We start from the raw sequence: 19,966 nt of genomic DNA on the forward strand, positions 1-19,966 counted from the left end.
TATTATTCATTGTGATAAGGGACCCGTCCAATGCCTCTGGACCAGATCATGACCACAACGCCTACCGTTGACATTGCCGCTCCCGTCACCGGACGCATGACGGAAATCCTTACGCCTGAAGCTCTTACCTTTCTGGCGGAGTTGCACATGCGCTTCGAGCCGAAGCGCCAGGAACGGCTGGCGGCACGCCGCGCGCGTCAGGCGCAATTCGACGCCGGCGCCCTGCCCGACTTCCTGCCGCAGACCGCGCACATTCGGGAGACGGACTGGACCGTCGCGCCGATCCCCGCCGACCTGCTGGACCGTCGCGTCGAGATCACCGGCCCGGTCGACCGCAAGATGATCATCAACGCGCTCAATTCCGGCGCCAAGGTCTTCATGGCCGATTTCGAGGACGCCAATTCGCCAACCTTTGCCAACTGCATCGACGGCCAGATAAACCTGAAAGACCGCTGGGCAGGTGCGCTGAGCTATGATGATCCAGCAACCGGCAAAGCCTATCGACTGAGCGACACACCGGCCGTCCTGAAAATCCGCCCGCGCGGCTGGCGGCTGGATGAGCGCCACGCCCAGGTCAGGGGCGAGCCGATGTCGGGCGCCCTGTTCGACTTCGGGCTTTACATGTTCCATTGCGCCAAGGCCGCGATCGCGCAGGGCTCAGGCCCTTACTTCTACCTGCCCAAGCTGGAAAGCCATCTCGAAGCCCGGCTGTGGAACGAGGTCATCGCCTTTACGCAGGACTATCTCGGCATGCCCCAGGGCGCGGTCAAGGCGACCGTCCTGATCGAGACCCTGCCCGCAGCGTTCGAAATGGACGAGATTCTCTATGAACTGCGCGATCATATCGCCGGACTGAACTGCGGGCGCTGGGACTATATCTTCAGCTTCATCAAGACCTTTGCCGAGAACCCGACCTTCGTCACACCGGACCGGTCGAAGATGGTCATGGGCGACGCCTTCCTGCGCGCCTATAGCCTGGCGCTCATCAAGACCTGTCACCGGCGCGGCGCCTTCGCCATGGGCGGCATGGCGGCGCAGATCCCGGTCAGGAACGATGCCGCCGCCAACACCGCCGCCTTCGCCCGTGTCCGCGCCGACAAGGAGCGCGAGGCCGGCGACGGCCACGACGGCACTTGGGTGGCGCACCCCGACCTGGTGCCGGTCGCCATGGAGGTCTTCGACCGGCTGATGCCGACGCCGAACAACCTGCACCGCCTGCGCACCGAAGTGCAGACGCGCCCGCTTGACCTGCTGAAGGTGCACGTCGGCACGCGCACCGAACAGGGCCTGCGCGAAAACATCCGCGTCGGCATCCAGTATATCGAAGCCTGGCTGCGCGGGCGCGGCGCCGTGCCGCTCTACAATCTGATGGAGGATGCCGCGACGGCCGAGATTTCGCGCACCCAGGTCTGGCAATGGATCCGCCACGGCGCGACGCTCGAAGACGGGCAGGTCGTGACCGAAGGCCTGGTCCGGATGCTGATTGAAGAAGAGATGACACCCTTCTCCGGCGGCGAATTCGCGACGGCGCGCCGGCTGTTCACGGAACTGGCCATCGCGCCCACCTGCGCGGACTTCCTGACCGTTCCGGCCTACGAAGCGCTGAACTGAATCCGCCATCGAATTGCCACAAGCCCAACCTACGAAAAGCGTCGTAGGAAACGTTCGGGGCTGAAGGTGATGACGGAGATAAATCGCAGGCTTGTGCTCGCGGCCGCTGGCGCGGCGCTTGTTCCGTTTGGTGCACGAGCGCACAGTTTCGGCCCGACTCTGGCCGCGCCCCTGTCCACCCGCCCGCAGCGGATACTGGTCGTTGGCGGCACCCACTATCTGGGGCCGGCCCTGGTCCGCGCCGCGGTGGCGCGCGGCCACACCGTCACCCTGTTCAATCGCGGCAAGACACGGCCACACCTGTTCAAGAGCATCGAACGCCGGATCGGCAATCGCTATCCGGAGCACGACAACGGCCTGTCGAGCCTCGATACCGGCGAATGGGACGTAGTGATCGACCTCAACGCCTATTATCCGCGCCTCGTCACGGCGTCCTGCGAAAAACTGAAAGGCCGCACACAGCGCTACATCCTGATGTCGAGCATCAGCGTCTATGACAGCTTTTCGAGGCCGGGCCTGACGGAAACCTCGCCGGTCCGTGCACTGAAGGGCGCCTTCACCGAAAAGCCCGATCTGGTCGAAGACGAGTTCGGCAGCTACGGGGCGCGCAAGGCAATGTGCGAAGATGTGGTCTGCCAGCATTTCCCAAGCAACCACACCATAGTCCGCGCGTCCGGCATTATCGGCGCCGGCATCGAAGACGACGATCCGTCGAAATTCTACTGGCTGGCGCGGCTGATGCGCGACACCGTCATCGCGGCGCCCGGCGACGGTTCCGATCCGCTGCAGGTCATCGACGTCAATGACGTGGCGGAATTCCTGCTGCATTTGAGCGAAACGGGACAGTCCGGCACCTTCAATGCCGTCGGCCCGGACCGGGGACTGACCACGCGCGACTATGTCGAAACGGCGCGAGCGGTGTGCGGTGGCCAGGCGAGAGTCGTGTGGACCGGGCAGGTCATTCCCAATACGCCGATGTGGGCGCCCGCCACCATCGTTCCGGGCTTCGCCCGCATCAGCTACGCGAAGGGTGTGGCGGCCGGCCTGCGCTTCCGGCCGCTGCGGCAATCGATCGAGAGTAATTTCGACTGGTTCCGCCTGAACCATCCGCTTGATTTCGATTTCGCCAAGGCCGGCACCGGCCCATCGCCCGAGGACGAAGCCAAGGCCCTTAACGCGGTCTAATCGCGGATGCGCAGTTCCGGCACCTTGAGCAATCCTGACGGCAAGGGCTTGAGATTGTCCATGTTCTGCGGTTTGAAGCGCTCGCCGAACCTGGCATTGAGCGCGCCGTAGTCCTCCGGCGGGCGGGCGGCCAGCAGGTTGATGGCGGTATTGTAGACGCGCACTTCCAGCCGGTTAGCCCCCGGCTTCAGGAAAGGCGCGATCTCCAGCTCGAACGGCGCGCACCAGATGGCGCCGGCGCGGCGGCCGTTGACGACGACCTCGGCGGCGTCACGGACCGGCGCGTCGAGATGCGCCAGCATGCCGGGCCCCTTGACGCCGCTGTCGGCCGACGGCGTGCCTTCGCCGAGATTGAGACGGACGGACTTGCCCGCCAGATCGGCGGCGCTGATATCCACCTCGCGGCTATAGACCGCGCCGCCGGAAAAGAAGGTGGTCGAAGCCTCATCCGCCCACGAGGCAAAGGCGTCGACGGGACGCGCGCTGCCCTGGCCGACCTTGCGCGTCCAGCCTCCGGACAGCGGGACGCTTCGGACCGTCTGGGCCGGTGATGACGCCTTACCGACGTCGCCGAAAACAAAGACGCGCGATTCGTACGGCGCAAGCGCCACGGCGTCCTGCGGGCTATAATTGAAAACCCGTGCGGATACCGGGTCCCACACCTGCCCCGCCTGTTGCCCCCTGAAGCGCAGCCTGGCCGAGAGGGGTTGATTGGTCGTATTGGCGACGAAATAGACATCGCTGCCTGCCAGCTTCCGGTGCATGAAGCCAAGCCCGCTGACCATGCCGTCGATGTCCGGCGGCAGAAGACCGCCCAGCGCGCTTTTCAGCCCCGCCTCGTCGGGGGCCACCGCCCCTTTGCCGCCGCCATCAAACAGCGTCCTGGAAACCGCTGCCACGCGGTCGCCGCCGCTCTTGCCGGTCAGTAATCCCGGTGCCTGGATGGGCGGCGCCCCCAGAGCGATAACGAACCCGCCGTCCTGCACATAGCGCTGGATGCGCTCATAGGCATCGGGCGAAATGCGCTCGACGCGCGGCAGGATCAGGACGGGATAGTCGATGCCCCTGGCCAGGACCGCATCGCCGTCGATGAAGTCGAAATTGTAGCCGGCATCAAGAAGTGTGCTGGTTAGCTCTTCCGGAACGCGCCTGCGCATCTGGCCATTGATCGTCGCCTCCGCGCCCGGTTTGAAGGAGGCCATCGCGTCTTCGGTCGGCAGGTAGATGGCGACATCGGCAACATTCTTGCCCTGACGCAGCAGCCAGCTCATGCGCTGGAAGTAGAGATTGACGTCAGCCATGACCGGCCACCACGGATTATGGTCGTTGAAGACGGCGGCGGCATAGAGCGCCCAGCCGGGCTCGGCGACCTTTGGCGGTGTGTAGGGCCAGCCGTGGGCGATGAATTGGTTGATGCCCGACAACAGGAGCACGTCGCCTTCGGCCTTGATATCGAGCGGCGTGGCGCGAAACGCCCCCTTGTGCAGCCAAGTCCAGCTTTCGGCCGAGGTGACCGGCCGGCCAAATATGTGGTTGGCCGAACTGGCCCAGCGCGCCGTCGAAAAGCCGCGCCATTCCGCCCCCTCGCCTTCGGCCAGATCGACCAGGGCGTTCGACGACAGGGTGACGGCCGGCACACCATAGGTCTGCGAGCGGAACAGCGTGCCTTTTGCCTTCGCCCATTCGCGCACGGGCGTCAGATAGCGTTCATCGACCAGCTCCGACAGGGTCAGGCCCCAGTCGTAGCGCACCCCGGCCGAGTCCGGTTTATCGACGAACAGGCTCAGCAGATGCGGCGTCAGGTCATAATCGCGCCGCGTCTTGAACTCGGCCAGCAGATCGTCGGTCCAGTTGGCGCCATAGACTTCCAGGCTGTCGCTGAAGATGGCGTGCGGCGGGTTGGCGCCGAAGGCCTTGAGCAGCGGCGCGCCAACATTGTCCAGATGGGTTTGCACTGCCACAGGATTCATATGATCGAGCACAAAGCCTTCGGAACCGACAGTCGGCCGTTTGACCTGCTGGCCCGTGCGGCCCTGGATGATGAGATAAAGCGTACGGGTGGTGTCGGACGGCGCAAAGGACACCGCGCGATCCGCGCCTATGGCCACGGCATCGCTTCCGACAAAAGCCGCCAGATAGCGGTTGGCCTCGGGCAATTCCGGCAGGGTTACGGACGACGCGGCGGCGGCGACAGGCATCTCTTGCTTGATCAGTCGCGCCGCCGCCTTGTCGGCGGTGATGTGCGGCCCGCCGAACGGCCAGCCGGAGCCGAGCGTCATATCGACGCGCAGGTCTTCCTCGCGGCCAGTCTTTGCCGCGACCGTAACAGCATCGAGAAAGTCTTTCGACAGGTAGGGCTTGTTGCGGATTCCGCGTTCGGGGTCGTCGAGCGACAGCGGATAGACGGGCTGGATCTCGAATCCGCCAAAGCCACCGGCCTTCATCGCCTTGATTTCGCGGACGATCTCATCGGGTTCGACCGCGCCGCCAAACCACCACCAACGGACCATGGGCCGCGCATCCGCCGGCGGAGATATGAAATCCGTCCATAAGGATGTGCCGGCGGCCATGGCGCGCGGCGTCACCGCCATCATGGCGCCCAGTCCGGCCGTCAGCGTCAGGAAGGCGCGGCGCTCCATCCCCCTAGCTATATCTGTTCCGGACCGATTCCGTTTCTGCATGACGGCCTCCCTGTGTGTCGGTCAGGGTAGTCCGGCATGCAATCATAATCAAACAATTTCGATCACATCAAATCCGTCCCATCGCTCAGAGGGCAAGCTTAAGCTGCGCGCATTTACGCCGCTAAATCCTGATGCTCCTGTCTTGTGCGCGACCATGTCCATTCTCGCGCCACTCACCTTGGCGCCTCGATCGGCACGCCTTCCTTCAGCGGCTCGTCAAACTGCGGAAGGCCGTCCGCGCCCCAGTTGAACGGCTGGATGTGCGGCGCGCGCTTAGACGTACAGCCCATATTCGGGCCGGGATTGGCGTGATAGATGATCCAGTTCGTCTTGCCGTCGGGCGAGGTGAAAAAGCCGTTATGACCCGTCGCATAGACGCCGTTGGCCACCGACTTGGCCAGGACCGGTTTCGGCGACTTCGTCCAGGCCTTGGCGTCGAGCGGATTACTGCCGGCCGGTGCGCTCAGAAGGCCCAGGGCATAGTCGTCCGACCAGCAGGCGCTGGCCGAATAGGTCATGAACAGCTGGCCGTCCGGCCCCAGCAGGAACTCCGGTCCCTCCAAAATCTGGCGGCCGCCCTGGCGCTCCCAGTCGAGATCGGGCCGCGCGATAATGGTCTCGCCGCCGGTAAGCGTCCACGGATTGCTCATCCGCGCGATGCTGAGCACGCTGTCCGGCCCGACATAGGGCGAATAGACGAAATAGCGATGGCCGCCATATTCAAAGGTCGTGCCGTCGATGCCTGGGCGGGCGGTGTTCACCCGGCCCTTGTCTACCCACGTACCCGCCGTCGGATCGGCATTGCTGTTTTCCAGCACGAAGACGCCGCGGTGATCGTCATCGTCGAACCCGGCTTCGGCGGCCGTGTAATAGAGGTACCACTTGCCGTCGATCTTATGCAGTTCCGGCGCCCACAGCGAGATGGCGGCAGGACCGAAGCGCGGCGGCAGCCACACCGTCTTGCGCTTGGCCTCGGCCAGGGTTGAGATGTCGTTGGTCTTCCAGATGACCAGCCGGTTGCCCATGGTGTGCATATAGTAATAGGTATCGCCGTCGCGCGTCACCCATGGGTCCGGCCCCGATGGCATCAGCGGATTGGTAAAGGTCTGCGCCGGCGCGCCCATGACCGGCCCACACACAGCCAGCGCGCCCAGCACGGCAAGAAGCGAAAAACACCTGGAAACCCTCACCAAGACATCCTCCATTATTTATCTTATTTATAATACAATATGAAGGATCGATGCGCAGCGCAATCGAAATCTTGCGTTTGCGGCCGGCTTTTCGCAGGATGACGCAGCATGAAGCTGCGGCGCGAAAACCAGATTGTCGCGAACGTTACTTGTCCGCATCTATTTCAATAGTTCTGGAAGCGCTTCGATCCGATCTATAATACAATTAGGCGGCAAACGACTTGCCGTCCGACGAATTCGGCCATATCACTACCGGTCTGGATGTTTTAAATCTCTTCGGTATTACAGCCATCTATGCACGTTGAAAAAGAGTCCGGCTCGACCTTGTCTCTGGGCCGCAACCTGACCGTAGGACTGCTCGACCATCTCGGTAAGGCGATCGTTGTCGGCTATTACGACAACAAGGTCTTTCCGACCGAGGCCGTCCTGGCCGAACAGTATAATGTCAGCCGCTCGGTCACCCGCGAAGCCGTCAAGATGCTGACGGCCAAAGGGCTTTTGATCGCCCGCCCGCGCCAGGGCACCGTCATTCAGCCGACACTGCAATGGAACCTGCTCGACAAGGACGTCCTGCGCTGGCTGCTGGAACGCAAGTTCTCGCTGCGTCTGCTGCGCCAGTTCACCGAGCTGCGCGTGTCGGTCGAACCCAAGGCGGCCGAACTGGCGGCGCAGAACGCCTCATACGAGGACCTGCAACGCATGAAGCTGGCCTTCGAGCGCATGGTCCGCGCCGATGGCGGCGACGGCGACCCGACCCTGGCTGATATCGACTTCCACATCTCGATCCTGTTCGCCTCGGGCAATCCGTTCTACTACCAGTTCCAGGAACTGATCCGCACGGCGCTCAAGACCTCGATTCAGTTCACGACGCGCATCAATCAGGCAACGCCCAACCTGGAAGCGCACGAGAACATCATGAAGGCGATCTTCGACCGCGACCCGAAGCGGGCCTATGCCGCCATGCACCTGATCGTCAATGACGTCCTGCTGGTCATCCATGCCCAGGAAGAGGCCGACAAGCGCGAGCTCTAAACAGCTTTACGCTGCGACTCGGCTTCGCGCGTCATGCGGCGGATCATGTCGACCTCGGCCTGGCGGTACGGCCGGCCATCGGCATGGAAAATGTCGTGGAACCAGAGGGTTGGCTGGATATCGACATAGGGCCTCTGCCACGAATCCCACGGCATATTGGTCTGCGTCTTGCCGACGACGAAACCCCAGTTGATCATGGCGATGTTTTCGCGGCGGCCGATGACCAGGGCCGAATCGAAGGTGGATCCGTTGCCGCGCGCCATATATTCCGTCAGCAGCAAAGGGCGGCCATAGGGGCGTAATTGCGCGATCCTTGCCTCAAGCGTTTCCGGCCAGTCGTAATTGTGAAAGCTGATGATGTCGGACTGCTCAACCTGGATGCGCTCGACGGCATTCAGAGGCCCACCCGGCGACCAGTCATCATTGTGCCATAACCCGCTGGTCAGCGGCTGAGTCGGCGATACACTGCGCACCCATTCGAAGACCTGAGGCAACAGCCCGGCAACCAAGCTAATCTTCTCGGCTTCATCGAGCTGGGCATAGGTGGCGCCGCCCTGGTTGTCGGGCTCGTTCCACACGTCCCAGGCCAGGATACGCGCGTCTTGCGCGAAGGCGCCGACCACGCCTTTGGCATAGGCTTCGAACCGCGGATATTGCGCCGGGTCACGCAGGCCATCGGTACCCGGACTTTGCGCCCAGCCGGAATTGTGCGTGCCCGGACGCGGCGCGCGCTGTGGACCAGATTGCGGGTTCGGGTCCCAGCACGAATCGAACAGCACAAAGATCGGCCGGATGCCGTGGCGCTGGGCGATGGTCAGAAAGGTATCGATGCGACCGATCAGCCCCCGGCCGTCAGCCCACAGCCGGTCGTGCAGGAAGACGCGCGCGGTATTCATGCCGATACCGGCGGCCCAGCCCAGTTCTCGGTCAATCGTCAACGGATCGAAGGTCTCGGCCTGCCACATCTCAAGCTGGTTGATCGCCGTCGACGGCGTGAAATTACAGCCAACCAGCCAGGGCTGGCTGACGTACCAGTCCTGCGCGGCCTGCGCGGTCCAGCGGGGGCCGGCTGCGTCCGCGCCGGTCGATATGCGCGCCTGAACGGAAGACATCATGAATTCTTACCCAACTCCGTTACGCATGCACGCAACATATATAAGATTTATATGAATAAACCTGCCACAGCCTCCTTCGCCGGTCAAATGCCGAAGTGGCAGAAAGCCCCGCCAAAACAAAACCTCCCGGCCCGGGGTCACGGGCAGGGAGGCAAGTTTCCAGGAAGACGCAGGGGAGCGCTTAGATCGGTATGATTTTAAGGACACATCATACCGATCTAAGTTTTTGTTTTTGTCGCGATATTTAAGGCGAAAGCCGCTTACACTTTTCGCCATATCGCTCTAGTACCGGAAGCGGAGGCCCACGGAGTACACCGTTTCTTCGGTCCGGATCTGGGTGTTGTAGATACCTTCGCCGCCGCCGGCGATGTCGTTCATGTAGACGCGATAGGTGCGCAACGGCTTCGGGAACAGGTTGTTGAGATCGGTGGCAATGGTGAGATTGTCGTTGATCCGGTAGCTGGCCGAGAAGTCGAAACGGGCGGTGCCCTTCGTATATTCGCAGCCCGGATTTCCGCCCCATTCCGCAACGGAATCACAGACATTGAGCCACTTGCTGCGCATATTGTACGCCATGCGGGCCGACCAGGGGCCGTTTTCGTACATGCCGGTCAGGTTGCCGCTCCAGCGCGACACACCTGGCTGGTTCCTGTCCTGCTCGCAGGCATTCGCGGCCGTCTCACAGGGCGCCAGTTCGCTTTGCATGTAGGTGACGTTGGCCTGCAGGCCGAAATGGGTCGCCCATTGCGGCAGGAAGTCATAATCGAAGAAGCTGGTGAACTGGACTTCCGCACCTTTGAACGTCACCGTATTGGCATTGTACGGCACGCTGATACGCACATTCTGCGTGTCGGTCGCATAGCCGTTGTTGTTGGGATCCGGCGTCGGGTCGTTGGTGAAGCTGTCATCGATGATCTTGATGGTCTGATAGCTGATGAAGCCGTCAACCTTGCGGTGGAAGATGTTGGCCGCAAAGATGCCCGTCGCGCCGAAATAGTGTTCGAACGTGATGTCGGCATTGTCCGACGTGTAGGGCTTCAGGTCGACATTGCCCGAACCGCCGCCCCACCGGAAATACTCATTGGTGGCCGAGTCATATTCGATGCGCGTGCCCGAATTGACGACATAGTTCGGATTCAGGTCGCCAAAGTTCGGACGCGTCCGCGTCTTGTTGGCGGCCAGGCGGATCTGCGTGTCGTTCGACAGGTGGAATCGCATGGTCGCCGTCGGCAGGGTGTCGGTATAGCTGCTGTCGAGCGTACGCTGGCTTGAGCTCACGCTCTCATCCGTCTCGACGACGCGGACACCGACGATACCGTCGACCGGAATGCCGATGTCGAAGGCATAGTCAACCTGGCCATAGAATGCGGTCGATTTTTCGTTCGCGTCGAAGAACTGGTTGGGGTTGTAGGGCGGCGGGCCGTCAGGGAAGCCGACCAGGTCACGAAGCTTCTCGACATTGGCGCGGACGGAGGCCGAGGTCGGTCCTGCCCAACTGCGGACGGTCGGATAGGTCTCGCCGACAAAGCCCGGTGTCGTGGTGACGATATCGAGGCCGGTGTCCTGAAGCAGGATGTTGGCGCCTTCGAGGTTGACGTAGCGCTCGCCGTTGTCGAACGCGGCGCGGCGTTCCACCGCCCGGATGCCGAAGCGGACGCGCGGCAGGAAGGACAGTTCGGTGCGATAGTCGACGTCGGTACGGAACTGGACGTCACGGCCGCGCGCCGACAGCTGACGGTCAAAGAAGCCGCGGAACTTGCCATTGGCCGGATTCGTCGTGTCGAAATTGTCGAAGGTGAAGTTCACGCCACCGTACTCACCGACGTCATAATCGACATTGACCGCCGGGCTGCTGGTGAAGGCGTAGTCCCAGCTGTAGACGGATAGGAAGAACTTCGACTGCGTCGAGGCCAGGTCGGCCGTCAGGGTCCACGGCCCCGACTTCCACTTACCGCCCGTGGCGATCTGATAGGTGTCCGTCCGCCCGGTCGTGGCGGCCTGCCAGCCCTGGACGCGGACCGGGTTGGTGACCTTCATGCTTTCGACGCGGCTGCCGTCAAGGCTCAGCGCGATATCGCTGTACTGGCTGCCACCCCACAGCGGCACTTCCATGTTGCGGTCCGAAACCTTGGAGCGGTAGCCTTGATACAGGAAGTCGGCGTACAGCTCGAGCTCCTCGTTCGGGCGCCATTGCAGGGCCGCATTGGCCGACGGGCGTTCGCGGTCGTGTTCGGCGTAGTTGATGCCGATCAGGTCGCCAAAGCGCTTGCCGGCGTACAGGGCTTCGTTGGGCGTGCCCGTACCGCCCGGCAGGGTGGCGCTGACGAACGAACCGATGAAACGCTTCGAGTCGATATAGTGGAAGCGGTTATACGAAACGTTGAACAGGGCGCCGAACTCACCGGCGCCGGTCGACCAGCGGTTGCTGAGCAACAGGTTTCCGTTCGGCGCGTAATCCTTGGACTGGGTGGCATACAGATAGTTGAACATGCCCGAGATTTCGCGGCCCTTGAAATCGAAGGGGCGGCGGCCACGGACGTTGATCAGGCCGGCGATGCCGCCTTCGACCTGGTCGGCGGTCGTCGACTTGTAGACTTCGAGCGCAGCAACGTTGCCGGCGGCGAAGTCCTGCGAGGCCACAAAACGGCCTTCGGCGGTAAAGATGTCGCGGCCGTTATAGCTGGTGGCGATGTTCGGCAGGCCGCGCACGAGCACGCTGTCGGCTTCACCGCCGTTGCGGCCGACGGTGACGCCGGTCACACGCGCCAGCGAGTCGGACACCGCTGTGTCGGGCAGCTTGCCGATTTCCGACGCGACGACGGCATCGACAATCTGATCGGCGTTCTTCTTGATGTTGCGCGAGGTCGCGAGACTGCGGCGCAGGCCGGTGACGACGATTGCATCGTTGTCGGCCGGGGCCTCGGCGGCTGGCGCAGATGTTTCAGGTGCGGTTTGGGCCGTGGCGGAGCCGCCCCAGGCCAGGATGGATACGGTCGATGCCGTAGCCAGGATGTAAGCTTTGAGTTTCATTCCCTGTTCCCTACTTGCTTGATGTCTTGGGCGCATCCCGGGTGACGGCGCGCTCATTGCACTTGTTATATTATTTATATGATCACGAGATCAATCGTTTTTTAATCCTGATATCGGGAAATTTCCAGCCGATGCAATTATGATACAATTAAAATTATCATTTAAAATCAATGTAATAAACGCCACTTACTGTCAATAAGCTCCATCAACGCCACTTTAGCCCTCACTCGCACAGCCACCTGACTTCATATTTATCGTACTTTTTAATTGGCAATGGCGACAGCTGTGAGCCATGATTCCCGTTGATGACGCTTGACGCAGACGCACGTCGGCACAGAATGGACAGACAGGAAGGCCCCATGATGATGACAGCTTCAAATCAGACCCGCCGCAAATTCTATGTCACAGCCCTTTTGCTGGCCTGCGCGACCCTTCCGATGTCCGCCCTCGCCGGGCCGCTGGGCAGCTCCACAGGCATGTATCCCCGTGTCGTGCGCGCAGGGGATGGCCCGCAATCTCCCGTGGTCGCCAGCGTCACCGCCTTCGACAATGGCACCCACGCCGATATCTTCCGCAGCGACGATGACGGCGCGACCTTCACCAAGACGGGCGAAGTCCGCGATCCGGACTTCAACACCGGACTATGCTGCGGTGGCCTGTATGCATTACCCATCGCCATCGGCAATCTGAAAGCCGGGACACTCCTCTATGCCAGCTCCGTCGGGCAAGGCATCGAGACCGCGCCGATGCAGCTAAAAATCCATAGCAGCACCGATCAGGGCAAGACCTGGACGTACCTGTCCAACTGCTACACCGCGCCGGTCAACCGCAAGGGCGGCGGGCTGTGGGAGGTCGAGTTCCTGATTACAAAAGATGGAAAGTTGGCCTGCCTGTTTTCGGATGAAACCGTGCCCGGCCATTCGCAGATCCTGCAGCAATCCGTGTCTTCGGACGGCATCCACTGGTCGGCGCCGAAAGCCATCGTCAAGCTGGCGCCACCTGCCGACCGCCCCGGCATGCCGGTCGTCACGAAGCTCAATGACGGGCGCTATTTCATGATCTACGAAATCTGCGGCCCGAAGCACAATTGCGACGTCTATACCCGTAGCTCTGAAGATGGCATCGACTGGGGCAACCCGGCAGATGTCGGCACCTTCCTCACGACGCCGGAAGGGCTGACGCTCCGGGCCACACCGACCGTCGCCCTGGCGCGCAATCCGGATCGGCTCGTTGTGACCGGCCAGCGCGTCTATAAGGACGGAAAGCATCAGGCGGAGACCGGCGCGACCGTGTTTATAGACGCCAGCGGCACAGGCAATGGCCCGTGGCGTGCCCTGCCCGCGCCGGTCGATGTGCGCAATATCCCGGCAGACGGCAATGTCTGCCAGAACTATTCGACGCCGCTCTTGCCATCGCAGGATGGCAAAACCTTGCTGGCCGTAGCGTCGGACTATGTCGACGGAAAGTGCCGGGTGAGCGCCGGCACTGCCCCGCTCCCTTAATTATCTGGCCACAACCACCGGCTTGCCGGTGCTCCAGTCGATCAGGTCGATATACATGGCGCGGCGACGGTTGTGGTCCTTATCGCTACCCAGCCAGCCGTGATAAGCCATCCACATATCGCCCTCGATCTCGAACAGGCTCTGGTGGCCAGGCCCAGTCAGCGGCGGATTGCCCGCTTCGCTTTTCAGGATCGGGTTTTCCCTGGCATCGAGGCACGGGCCTGCGGGCGTCTTGCACATGGCGTAACCCGTCGCATAGTGCTCGTTGCTGTAGTCATTGGCGGCGTAGAACAGCCAGTAGATCGGGCCGCGCTTGATCATCGTCGGCGCCTCGACAACCTTGCCTTCCCACGGCTGGTCATTGGTGACCCCGGCCATGACCTGCGGCTCTCCCGTGAACGTCAGGCCATCGGCGCTCAGGCGCTGGGCGATAAAGGCGGTCGGCACGCCGCAGCAATTGCCATCGGTCTTGACGTAGAGCCACAGGTCCTCGCCGTCGCGGAAGGGGCTGGCGTCGATTGCGCCGATATTGCCACCGCAGGTCAGCGGTTCGGGCTGCGGGTCAAACGGCCCTTCAGGCTTATCTGCCACCGCCACACCGACGCACAGGGTCAGGCCGTCCGGGCGCCGCAGACGGGCGTGGCGGGCGCTGAAATACATGACGTATTTATCGCCGATCTTCATGACTTCCGGCGCCCAGATGTCCGATCCGTGGCGCCGCGCCCATGACGGCGTGCGCGGCATGGCATCAACCGGCGCGCTCCAGGTCAGGCCATCGGCCGAGCGCGAAAACTGCACATTAAGGTGCTTGTTGCCGATATTGCCATTGGTGGCATAGGCGACCAGGCCGTTCTTCACGGCCACGACATGCGGATCCGGAAAATTGACATCCAGCACCGGCTGGCGCTGGACAGGCTGCGCCACAGCCGTTCCCACCAGGCAGGCCAGCACAGCCGCCGCAATGGCTCCGGCACGGGATTTCGTCGAGACATGCATGAAAGGTCCGCCCTATGTTTTCGCTGTCGACAGCCCGGAGCCTGCTGTGCTTAGATCACGCAAATCCTTGCACATACAACCGTCCGGCGCGACAAATCTGGTTTTGATCAGATTTATCACTATTATCATATAAATCAATTGTCATGATTGGCGGCGGGTGTTAGCCCATTAGCATAGGCAAGCGAGAGACTTGCGCGGGGAGATAACGCATGGATCGCCATATCCGCAATATTGTCATCGCCGGCGGCGGCTCGGCCGGCTGGATGGTCGCCGCGGCCCTCAGCAATGCCCTGCAGGCAAACTGCACCATCACCCTGATCGAGTCCGAGGAAATCGGCACGGTCGGCGTCGGCGAAGCGACCATTCCGCCCATACTGCGCTTCAACCAGACGCTGGGCATCGACGAAGCCGAATTTGTCCGCGCTACGCAAGGGTCCTTCAAGCTCGGCATACAGTTCGTCAACTGGGGCAAGCTTGGGCATTCCTATTTCCACCCTTTCGGCAGCTTCGGGCGCAACTTCGACATGGTCGGCGTCCACGACTACTGGCAGGCGGCCTATGAGGCGGGGCAGGCCACCGGCCTCGACGACTACTGCATGGCGTGGTCGGCCGCAAAACGCAACAAATTCGCGCCGCCGTCCCAGGATCCGCGCCATGTGCTGTCGACCTACGACTATGCCTACCATTTCGACGCCGGCCTTTATGCCGCCCTGCTGCGCCGCTATGCCGAAGCCAAGGGCGTCCAGCGACAGGAAGGCAAGATCATCGACGTCGCGCTCAATGCCGAAAGCGGTTTTGTCGAAAGCGTCACGCTCAATGACGGCCGATCGTTCAAAGGCGACCTGTTCATCGACTGCTCGGGCTTTCGCGGCATGCTGATCGAAGGCGCGTTGAAGACCGGCTATCAGGACTGGACGCACTGGCTGCCGTGCGACCGGGCGCTGGCCGTGCCGTGCGCTTCGACCGCCGACTTCACGCCCTATACGCGCTCAACCGCGCATACCGCCGGCTGGCAATGGCGCATTCCGCTTCAGCACCGCACCGGCAATGGCCACGTCTATGCCAGCCCGTTCATCAGCGACGAAGAGGCAGCTGCCGTCCTGATGGACAATCTTGATGGTGAGGCCCTGGCCGATCCGCGGCCTTTGCGTTTCACCACCGGCCGGCGCAACCTGTTCTGGAACCGCAATGTCGTGGCCATCGGCCTGTCGAGCGGTTTCATGGAGCCGCTGGAATCGACCAGCCTCTATCTGATCCAGTCGGGCATCGCCAAGTTGCTGACGCTCTTCCCCGACCGCGATTTCGATCCGGTGCTGAGCGATGAGTTCAATCGCCAGACCCGCATCGAGTTCGAGCGCATCCGCGACTTTATCGTCCTGCATTACAAGTTGACGGAACGCGACGATTCCCCGCTATGGCGGTACTGTGCCAACATGGACATTCCGGATTCCTTAAGCGAAGCCATCCACCTGTTCAGACGCTACGGCAAGATCGTGCCGCGCGAACTGGACCTGTTCGGCCATCCGTCCTGGCTGGCGGTGCATATCGGCCAGATGAACTTTCCCGAACGTATCGATCCGCTGGCCAAACACCGGACGGCTGACGGCACCGCCTGGCTGGCAAAGTTCCGCTCGGTGATCGAAAGCGCCGCCGAAAGCCTGCCGGGACATCAGGATTTCATCACCCGCGCCGGCATGTCCTCCGCCAGAGGGTGATGTTTGGTCGAAGCGGAGGTATTTTTGCCTCCCCAAATCCAATAGATTTGGGGAGGGGGACCGCACGAGCGAGGCATTGCTGGAAGCAATGTCGAGTGAGATGTGGTGGTGGGGGAGTCTTGCTTGCTTTATCATACTACAGTCGACTTTTTGGCTGTACGATCTGAAAATCAGGTTGGCGTGGAGCGCTCCCCAATGCCCCACCACCACATCTCATTCGCTATCGCTCACTCGTGCGGTCCCCCTCCCCAAATCTATTGGATTTGGGGAGGCAAGAGGAGCACAGTCTATTACGACTAAAGCCATATCGACCTAAATAAAGAAAGACCGGGAAGGTTTCCCTTCCCGGCCCGTATCTTACTTCTTTTTCGCCGCAAAAGCCTTTTCGGCCTCCGCCGTCATGGCCTTGATCTGGTCGGTCTCGGCCTTGCGGTAAGGCTTGCCATCAAGGTGGAAGATATCGTGGAACCACAGCGTCGGCGGGTTGGCCGTGTACGGGCGCTCCCACGAATCCCACGGCATGTTGGTCTGGCTCTTGCCCAGCACGAAGCCCCAGTTGATGACGCCGACATTGTACTTGCGGGCGATCGGCAGGGCCGAGTCGAAGGTCGAGCCGTTACCACGCGCCATGTACTCGGTCAGGATCATCGGGCGGCCATAGACCTGCAGCGACTTGATGCGCGCTTCCAGGCTTTCCGGCCACTCATAGTTATGGAAGGTGATGACGTCGGACTGCGACAGCTGGACCTGCTCGACAGCATTAAGCTTGTCGATCACATCCCAGTTGTCGTTGTGCCAGACGCCCGAAGTCAGAGGCTGCTTCGGGTCCTGCGTGCGTGCCCAGGCAAAGACCTGCGGCAGCAGCTTGGCGACCTGGGCGATCTTCACCTGTTCGTCCAGCTGCTTGTAATTGCCGCCGCCGCGGTTGTCGGGCTCGTTCCACACGTCCCAGGCCAGGATGCGGTCGTCCTTGGCAAACGCCCCGACGATGCCCTTGACGTAGGATTCGTACTTCGGCCAGCCGGCTTCATCCATCAGGCCGGCATTGCCCGGGCTCTGGACCCAGCCAGAATTGTGCGTGCCGGGGATGGGCGCGTGCTGCTTGCCCAGCACCGGGTTTGGGTCCCAGCACGAGTCGAACAGGACGAACATCGGCTTGATCTTGTGCTTCTGGGCGATCGTCAGGAAGGTGTCGATACGCTTCTTGAAGCCCTCAGGGTCCTGCGCCCACAGCTGATCGTGCAGATAGACGCGCATGGTGTTCATGCCGAGGTTTTCAGCCCAGCCCAGTTCGCGGTCGATTTCCTCAGGATTGAAGGTGTCGGCCTGGAACATCTCGAACTGGTTGATCGCCGAGGCGTTCAGATAGTTGCTGCCGACCAGCCAGCGCTGCTTGCCGTACCAGGCGTGGGCCTGCGCCGGCGTCCATTGTTGGGTCTCGGCGTGGGCCATCGTCATCGCCTGGCTGGCCAGGACCAGCGCCAGACCGCTGCCGATCAGGAAAAACTTCATCGGTTTCATTGCTTTGCCTTTTTCGTTTGTGTCTTGAATTTCGCGGCCGCCTCTGCGGTCATGGATCTGATCTGATCGGTCTCTGCCTTGCGGTACGGTTTGCCGTCGGCATAGACGATGTCGTGGAACCACAGGGTCGGCGGATTTTTGGTGTAGGGGCGCTGCCAGGAATCCCACGGCATGTTGGTCTGACTCTTGCCCAGTACAAAGCCCCAGTTGATCATGCCGACATTGTGCTTCGCGGCGATCGGCAGCGAGCTGTCGAAGGTCGAGCCGTTGCCGCGCGCCATGTATTCGGTCACAATCAGCGGCCGGCCATAGCCCTGAAGCATCTTGATGCGCGTCTCGAAGCCTTCTGGCCATTCATAGGAATGGAAGCTGATAACATCAGACTGCAAAAGCTGGATGGCCTCGGTCGCACTGTGCTTGCCCGTCGGGGACCAGTCGTGGCTGGTGATCCATACGCCAGACGTCAGGGGTTGCACCGGGTCCTGCGAGCGCACCCAGGCGAAAACCTGGGGCAGCAGGCGATTGACATTGGCAACCTTGGTGTCCTGGTCGCTGCGGCCACCGTCTTTGCTGCCGCCGGCATATGTCCAGTCATAGGTCACGCCGTCGCGGTTGTCGGGTTCGTTCCACACGTCCCAGGCCAGGATGCGCTCGTCCTTCGCAAAGGCGCCGACGACGCCTTCGACATAGGCCTTGAGGTTCGGCGTATTCTCTTCACGCAGGCCGATGGCGCCGGGGCTTTGCACCCAGCCAGAATTGTGCACGCCGGGGATCGGCGCCGGCTGCTTGCCGAGGCGCGGATACGGGTCCCAGCACGAATCGAACAGGACGAACATCGGCTTGATGCCGTGCTTGGCCGACAGGGTCAGGAAGGTGTCGATGCGCTTCTTGAAGCCTTCGGGGTCCTGTTGCCACAGCTGGTCGTGCAGGAAGACGCGCATGGTGTTCATGCCCAGGTCTTCGGCATAGCCCAGTTCGCGGTCGATCTCTTCCGGATTGAAGGTATCGGCCTGCCACATTTCCAGCTGATTAATCGCCGAGGCGTTGAGATAGTTGGCGCCGACCAGCCAGCGATGCTTGGCGTACCAGGCATTGGCCTGTTGCGGCGTCCACTGTTTCGTTTCAGCCGAAGCAAGGCCGGGCGCGAGTGCCAGCGCCGAGGCCACGAGAAGTAGATGCAGAGATTTCATGGCGGGTCCTATTTGGCGCTGAAGCGATAGATAAGCGTGTTCGAATAGGTCTCGCCGGGTTTCAGGACCGCCGAACCGAAGCCCTGTTGATTGGGCGTGTCGGGGAAACGCTGCGGCTCCAGCACGAAGGCATCGCCTTCGCGGTAGATGCCACGGGCCTTACCCGAAGTCGTGCCGTCGAGGAAGTTGCCGGAATAGAACTGGATACCCGGCTGGTCCGACGACAGCTCCAGCTTGCGGCCCGAGACCTCGTCCTCGACCACGGCCATCAGGCGTGGTTTGGCGGTGGCCTCCAGGCTGGCGACCCAGTTGTGGTCATAGCCGCGGCCGTAGACGATCTGGGTGTCGGAGGCATCGCGGACGCGGGCGCCGATGGCTGTGGGCGTGCGGAAGTCGAAGACCGTGCCTTCGACCTTGCGCACTTCGCCGGTCGGGATGGCGCCCGAATCGGTCGGCAGGTAGGCATCGGCCAGCAATGTGAGTTTGTGCTCATTGATCGAGCGGTTGCCGCCCTCACCGCCCAGGTTCCAGTAGGCGTGGTTGGTGATGTTGACGATGGTCGTTTTCGTCGTCTTGGCGGTGTAGCGGATGGTCAGCTCGTTGGCGTCGTTCAGCGCATACACCGCGCGCACCGTCATCTGGCCGGGATAACCCATGTCGCCGTCCGGGCTGATGTATTCCAGCTCGACGCTGGCTTCGGCCCCGCTCGACACCTTGACCACCGACCAGTTGACCTTGTCGAAGCCCTTGGTGCCTCCGTGCAACGAATTGACGCCATTATTGACCGGCGTCTCATACGCCTTGCCGTCGACGGTGAACTTGCCCTTGGCCAGGCGGTTGGCGAAGCGGCCGACCGTCGCGCCGAAATACTGCGGCGTCTTGATGTAGTCGTCGAGCGTGGCGTGACCGAGCGTAATATCGGCCGGCTTGCCATTGCGATCGGCGGTGATCAGGGCCTGGAGGCTGGCGCCATAGGTGAGGACCGTCGCCGACGTGCCCTTGCCGTTGCGCAGCGTAATGGCCTCGACCGCGCCACCGTCGGCCAGCGTGCCGAACGGGGCGCGGCTGGCCTCACCCGCGGCGGCGGAAACGGCAATTAAAGACAGCGCAAAAGCGGGGAGCGCCCATAAGGCAGACAACGACATAAACCCATCCCTGATTATTTATCCGATTTATAAGATAATTAATTGGCACAGCT

At 61.8% G+C, this 19,966-nt stretch carries 13 protein-coding genes; 5 read left to right on the top strand and 8 right to left on the bottom strand.

The features are described from left to right. The first annotated feature begins 48 nt into the window (after positions 1-48). Together aceB and J2X24_RS20255 are read left to right on the top strand one after the other, a co-directional pair. Positions 49-1,611, top strand: a complete 1,563-nt coding sequence (gene aceB, locus J2X24_RS20250; RefSeq protein ID WP_245344986.1) for a malate synthase A — start codon at positions 49-51, stop codon at positions 1,609-1,611. 69 nt (positions 1,612-1,680) lie between these two features. Beyond that, positions 1,681-2,796 carry an NAD-dependent epimerase/dehydratase family protein gene (locus J2X24_RS20255; protein WP_209725511.1) on the top strand — a complete coding sequence of 372 codons (1,116 nt, stop codon included), beginning with the start codon at positions 1,681-1,683 and terminating at the stop codon, positions 2,794-2,796. Here J2X24_RS20255 and J2X24_RS20260 read toward each other — a convergent pair. Next, positions 2,793-5,477 carry a glycosyl hydrolase gene (locus tag J2X24_RS20260; protein WP_209725512.1) on the bottom strand — a complete coding sequence of 895 codons (2,685 nt, stop codon included), beginning with the start codon at positions 5,475-5,477 and terminating at the stop codon, positions 2,793-2,795. The genes J2X24_RS20255 and J2X24_RS20260 overlap by 4 nt on opposite strands. A 173-nt stretch (positions 5,478-5,650) precedes the next feature. Continuing rightward, positions 5,651-6,667: a glycoside hydrolase family 43 protein gene (locus J2X24_RS20265; RefSeq protein WP_310005055.1), complete on the bottom strand. Its 1,017-nt coding sequence runs from the start codon at positions 6,665-6,667 to the stop codon at positions 5,651-5,653. Between the two features lie 294 nt (positions 6,668-6,961). Between J2X24_RS20265 and J2X24_RS20270 the strand changes: the two genes are divergently transcribed. Continuing rightward, entirely contained in the window at positions 6,962-7,699 is a 738-nt protein-coding gene (locus J2X24_RS20270; protein WP_209725513.1) for a FadR/GntR family transcriptional regulator, read from the top strand. Here J2X24_RS20270 and J2X24_RS20275 read toward each other — a convergent pair. Together J2X24_RS20275 and J2X24_RS20280 are read right to left on the bottom strand one after the other, a co-directional pair. Then, on the bottom strand, positions 7,696-8,814 hold the full coding sequence (locus J2X24_RS20275; RefSeq protein ID WP_245344988.1) for a glycoside hydrolase 5 family protein: 1,119 nt from the start codon (positions 8,812-8,814) through the stop codon (positions 7,696-7,698). The two genes, J2X24_RS20270 and J2X24_RS20275, sit on opposite strands and share 4 nt — an antisense overlap. A 282-nt stretch (positions 8,815-9,096) precedes the next feature. Beyond that, entirely contained in the window at positions 9,097-11,844 is a 2,748-nt protein-coding gene (locus J2X24_RS20280; protein WP_209725514.1) for a TonB-dependent receptor, read from the bottom strand. Between the two features lie 359 nt (positions 11,845-12,203). Between J2X24_RS20280 and J2X24_RS20285 the strand changes: the two genes are divergently transcribed. Next, positions 12,204-13,346 (top strand): sialidase family protein, encoded by a 1,143-nt coding sequence (locus J2X24_RS20285; protein WP_209725516.1) that lies wholly within the window; start codon positions 12,204-12,206, stop codon positions 13,344-13,346. Here J2X24_RS20285 and J2X24_RS20290 read toward each other — a convergent pair whose 3' ends face one another. After that, entirely contained in the window at positions 13,347-14,342 is a 996-nt protein-coding gene (locus tag J2X24_RS20290) for a glycoside hydrolase family 43 protein (protein ID WP_209725518.1), read from the bottom strand. It lies immediately after the preceding gene. A 209-nt stretch (positions 14,343-14,551) separates the two neighbouring features. Here J2X24_RS20290 and J2X24_RS20295 point away from each other — a divergent pair, with 209 nt between their 5' ends. Continuing rightward, positions 14,552-16,057 (top strand): tryptophan halogenase family protein, encoded by a 1,506-nt coding sequence (locus J2X24_RS20295; RefSeq protein WP_209725519.1) that lies wholly within the window; start codon positions 14,552-14,554, stop codon positions 16,055-16,057. Between the two features lie 357 nt (positions 16,058-16,414). Here J2X24_RS20295 and J2X24_RS20300 read toward each other — a convergent pair whose 3' ends face one another. The 3 genes from J2X24_RS20300 to J2X24_RS20310 are packed head-to-tail and all read right to left on the bottom strand — an operon-like array spanning position 16,415 to position 19,913. Then, positions 16,415-17,578, bottom strand: coding sequence for a glycoside hydrolase 5 family protein (locus tag J2X24_RS20300; RefSeq protein ID WP_209725520.1), 1,164 nt, complete (start codon positions 17,576-17,578; stop codon positions 16,415-16,417). Continuing rightward, positions 17,575-18,768, bottom strand: coding sequence for a glycoside hydrolase 5 family protein (locus J2X24_RS20305; RefSeq protein WP_209725522.1), 1,194 nt, complete (start codon positions 18,766-18,768; stop codon positions 17,575-17,577). The genes J2X24_RS20300 and J2X24_RS20305 overlap by 4 nt, the downstream gene beginning before the upstream one ends. Positions 18,769-18,776: 8 nt before the next feature. Next, on the bottom strand, positions 18,777-19,913 hold the full coding sequence (locus J2X24_RS20310) for an aldose epimerase family protein (protein WP_209725524.1): 1,137 nt from the start codon (positions 19,911-19,913) through the stop codon (positions 18,777-18,779). Positions 19,914-19,966 lie beyond the last annotated feature (53 nt).

The organism is Asticcacaulis solisilvae, assembly GCF_017875235.1.
GTDB classification, from domain to species: Bacteria; Pseudomonadota; Alphaproteobacteria; order Caulobacterales; family Caulobacteraceae; genus Asticcacaulis; species Asticcacaulis solisilvae_A.

What these genes read in the sequence shown, in the direction of transcription:
- aceB (WP_245344986.1), top strand. Translation starts at nt 49, where the DNA reads ATGACCACAACGCCTACCGTTGACATTGCCGCTCCCGTCACCGGACGC.
- J2X24_RS20255 (WP_209725511.1), top strand. Translation starts at nt 1,681, where the DNA reads ATGACGGAGATAAATCGCAGGCTTGTGCTCGCGGCCGCTGGCGCGGCG.
- J2X24_RS20260 (WP_209725512.1), bottom strand. Translation starts at nt 5,477, where the DNA reads ATGCAGAAACGGAATCGGTCCGGAACAGATATAGCTAGGGGGATGGAG.
- J2X24_RS20270 (WP_209725513.1), top strand. Translation starts at nt 6,962, where the DNA reads ATGCACGTTGAAAAAGAGTCCGGCTCGACCTTGTCTCTGGGCCGCAAC.
- J2X24_RS20275 (WP_245344988.1), bottom strand. Translation starts at nt 8,814, where the DNA reads ATGATGTCTTCCGTTCAGGCGCGCATATCGACCGGCGCGGACGCAGCC.
- J2X24_RS20280 (WP_209725514.1), bottom strand. Translation starts at nt 11,844, where the DNA reads ATGAAACTCAAAGCTTACATCCTGGCTACGGCATCGACCGTATCCATC.
- J2X24_RS20285 (WP_209725516.1), top strand. Translation starts at nt 12,204, where the DNA reads ATGATGATGACAGCTTCAAATCAGACCCGCCGCAAATTCTATGTCACA.
- J2X24_RS20290 (WP_209725518.1), bottom strand. Translation starts at nt 14,342, where the DNA reads ATGCATGTCTCGACGAAATCCCGTGCCGGAGCCATTGCGGCGGCTGTG.
- J2X24_RS20295 (WP_209725519.1), top strand. Translation starts at nt 14,552, where the DNA reads ATGGATCGCCATATCCGCAATATTGTCATCGCCGGCGGCGGCTCGGCC.
- J2X24_RS20300 (WP_209725520.1), bottom strand. Translation starts at nt 17,578, where the DNA reads ATGAAACCGATGAAGTTTTTCCTGATCGGCAGCGGTCTGGCGCTGGTC.
- J2X24_RS20305 (WP_209725522.1), bottom strand. Translation starts at nt 18,768, where the DNA reads ATGAAATCTCTGCATCTACTTCTCGTGGCCTCGGCGCTGGCACTCGCG.
- J2X24_RS20310 (WP_209725524.1), bottom strand. Translation starts at nt 19,913, where the DNA reads ATGTCGTTGTCTGCCTTATGGGCGCTCCCCGCTTTTGCGCTGTCTTTA.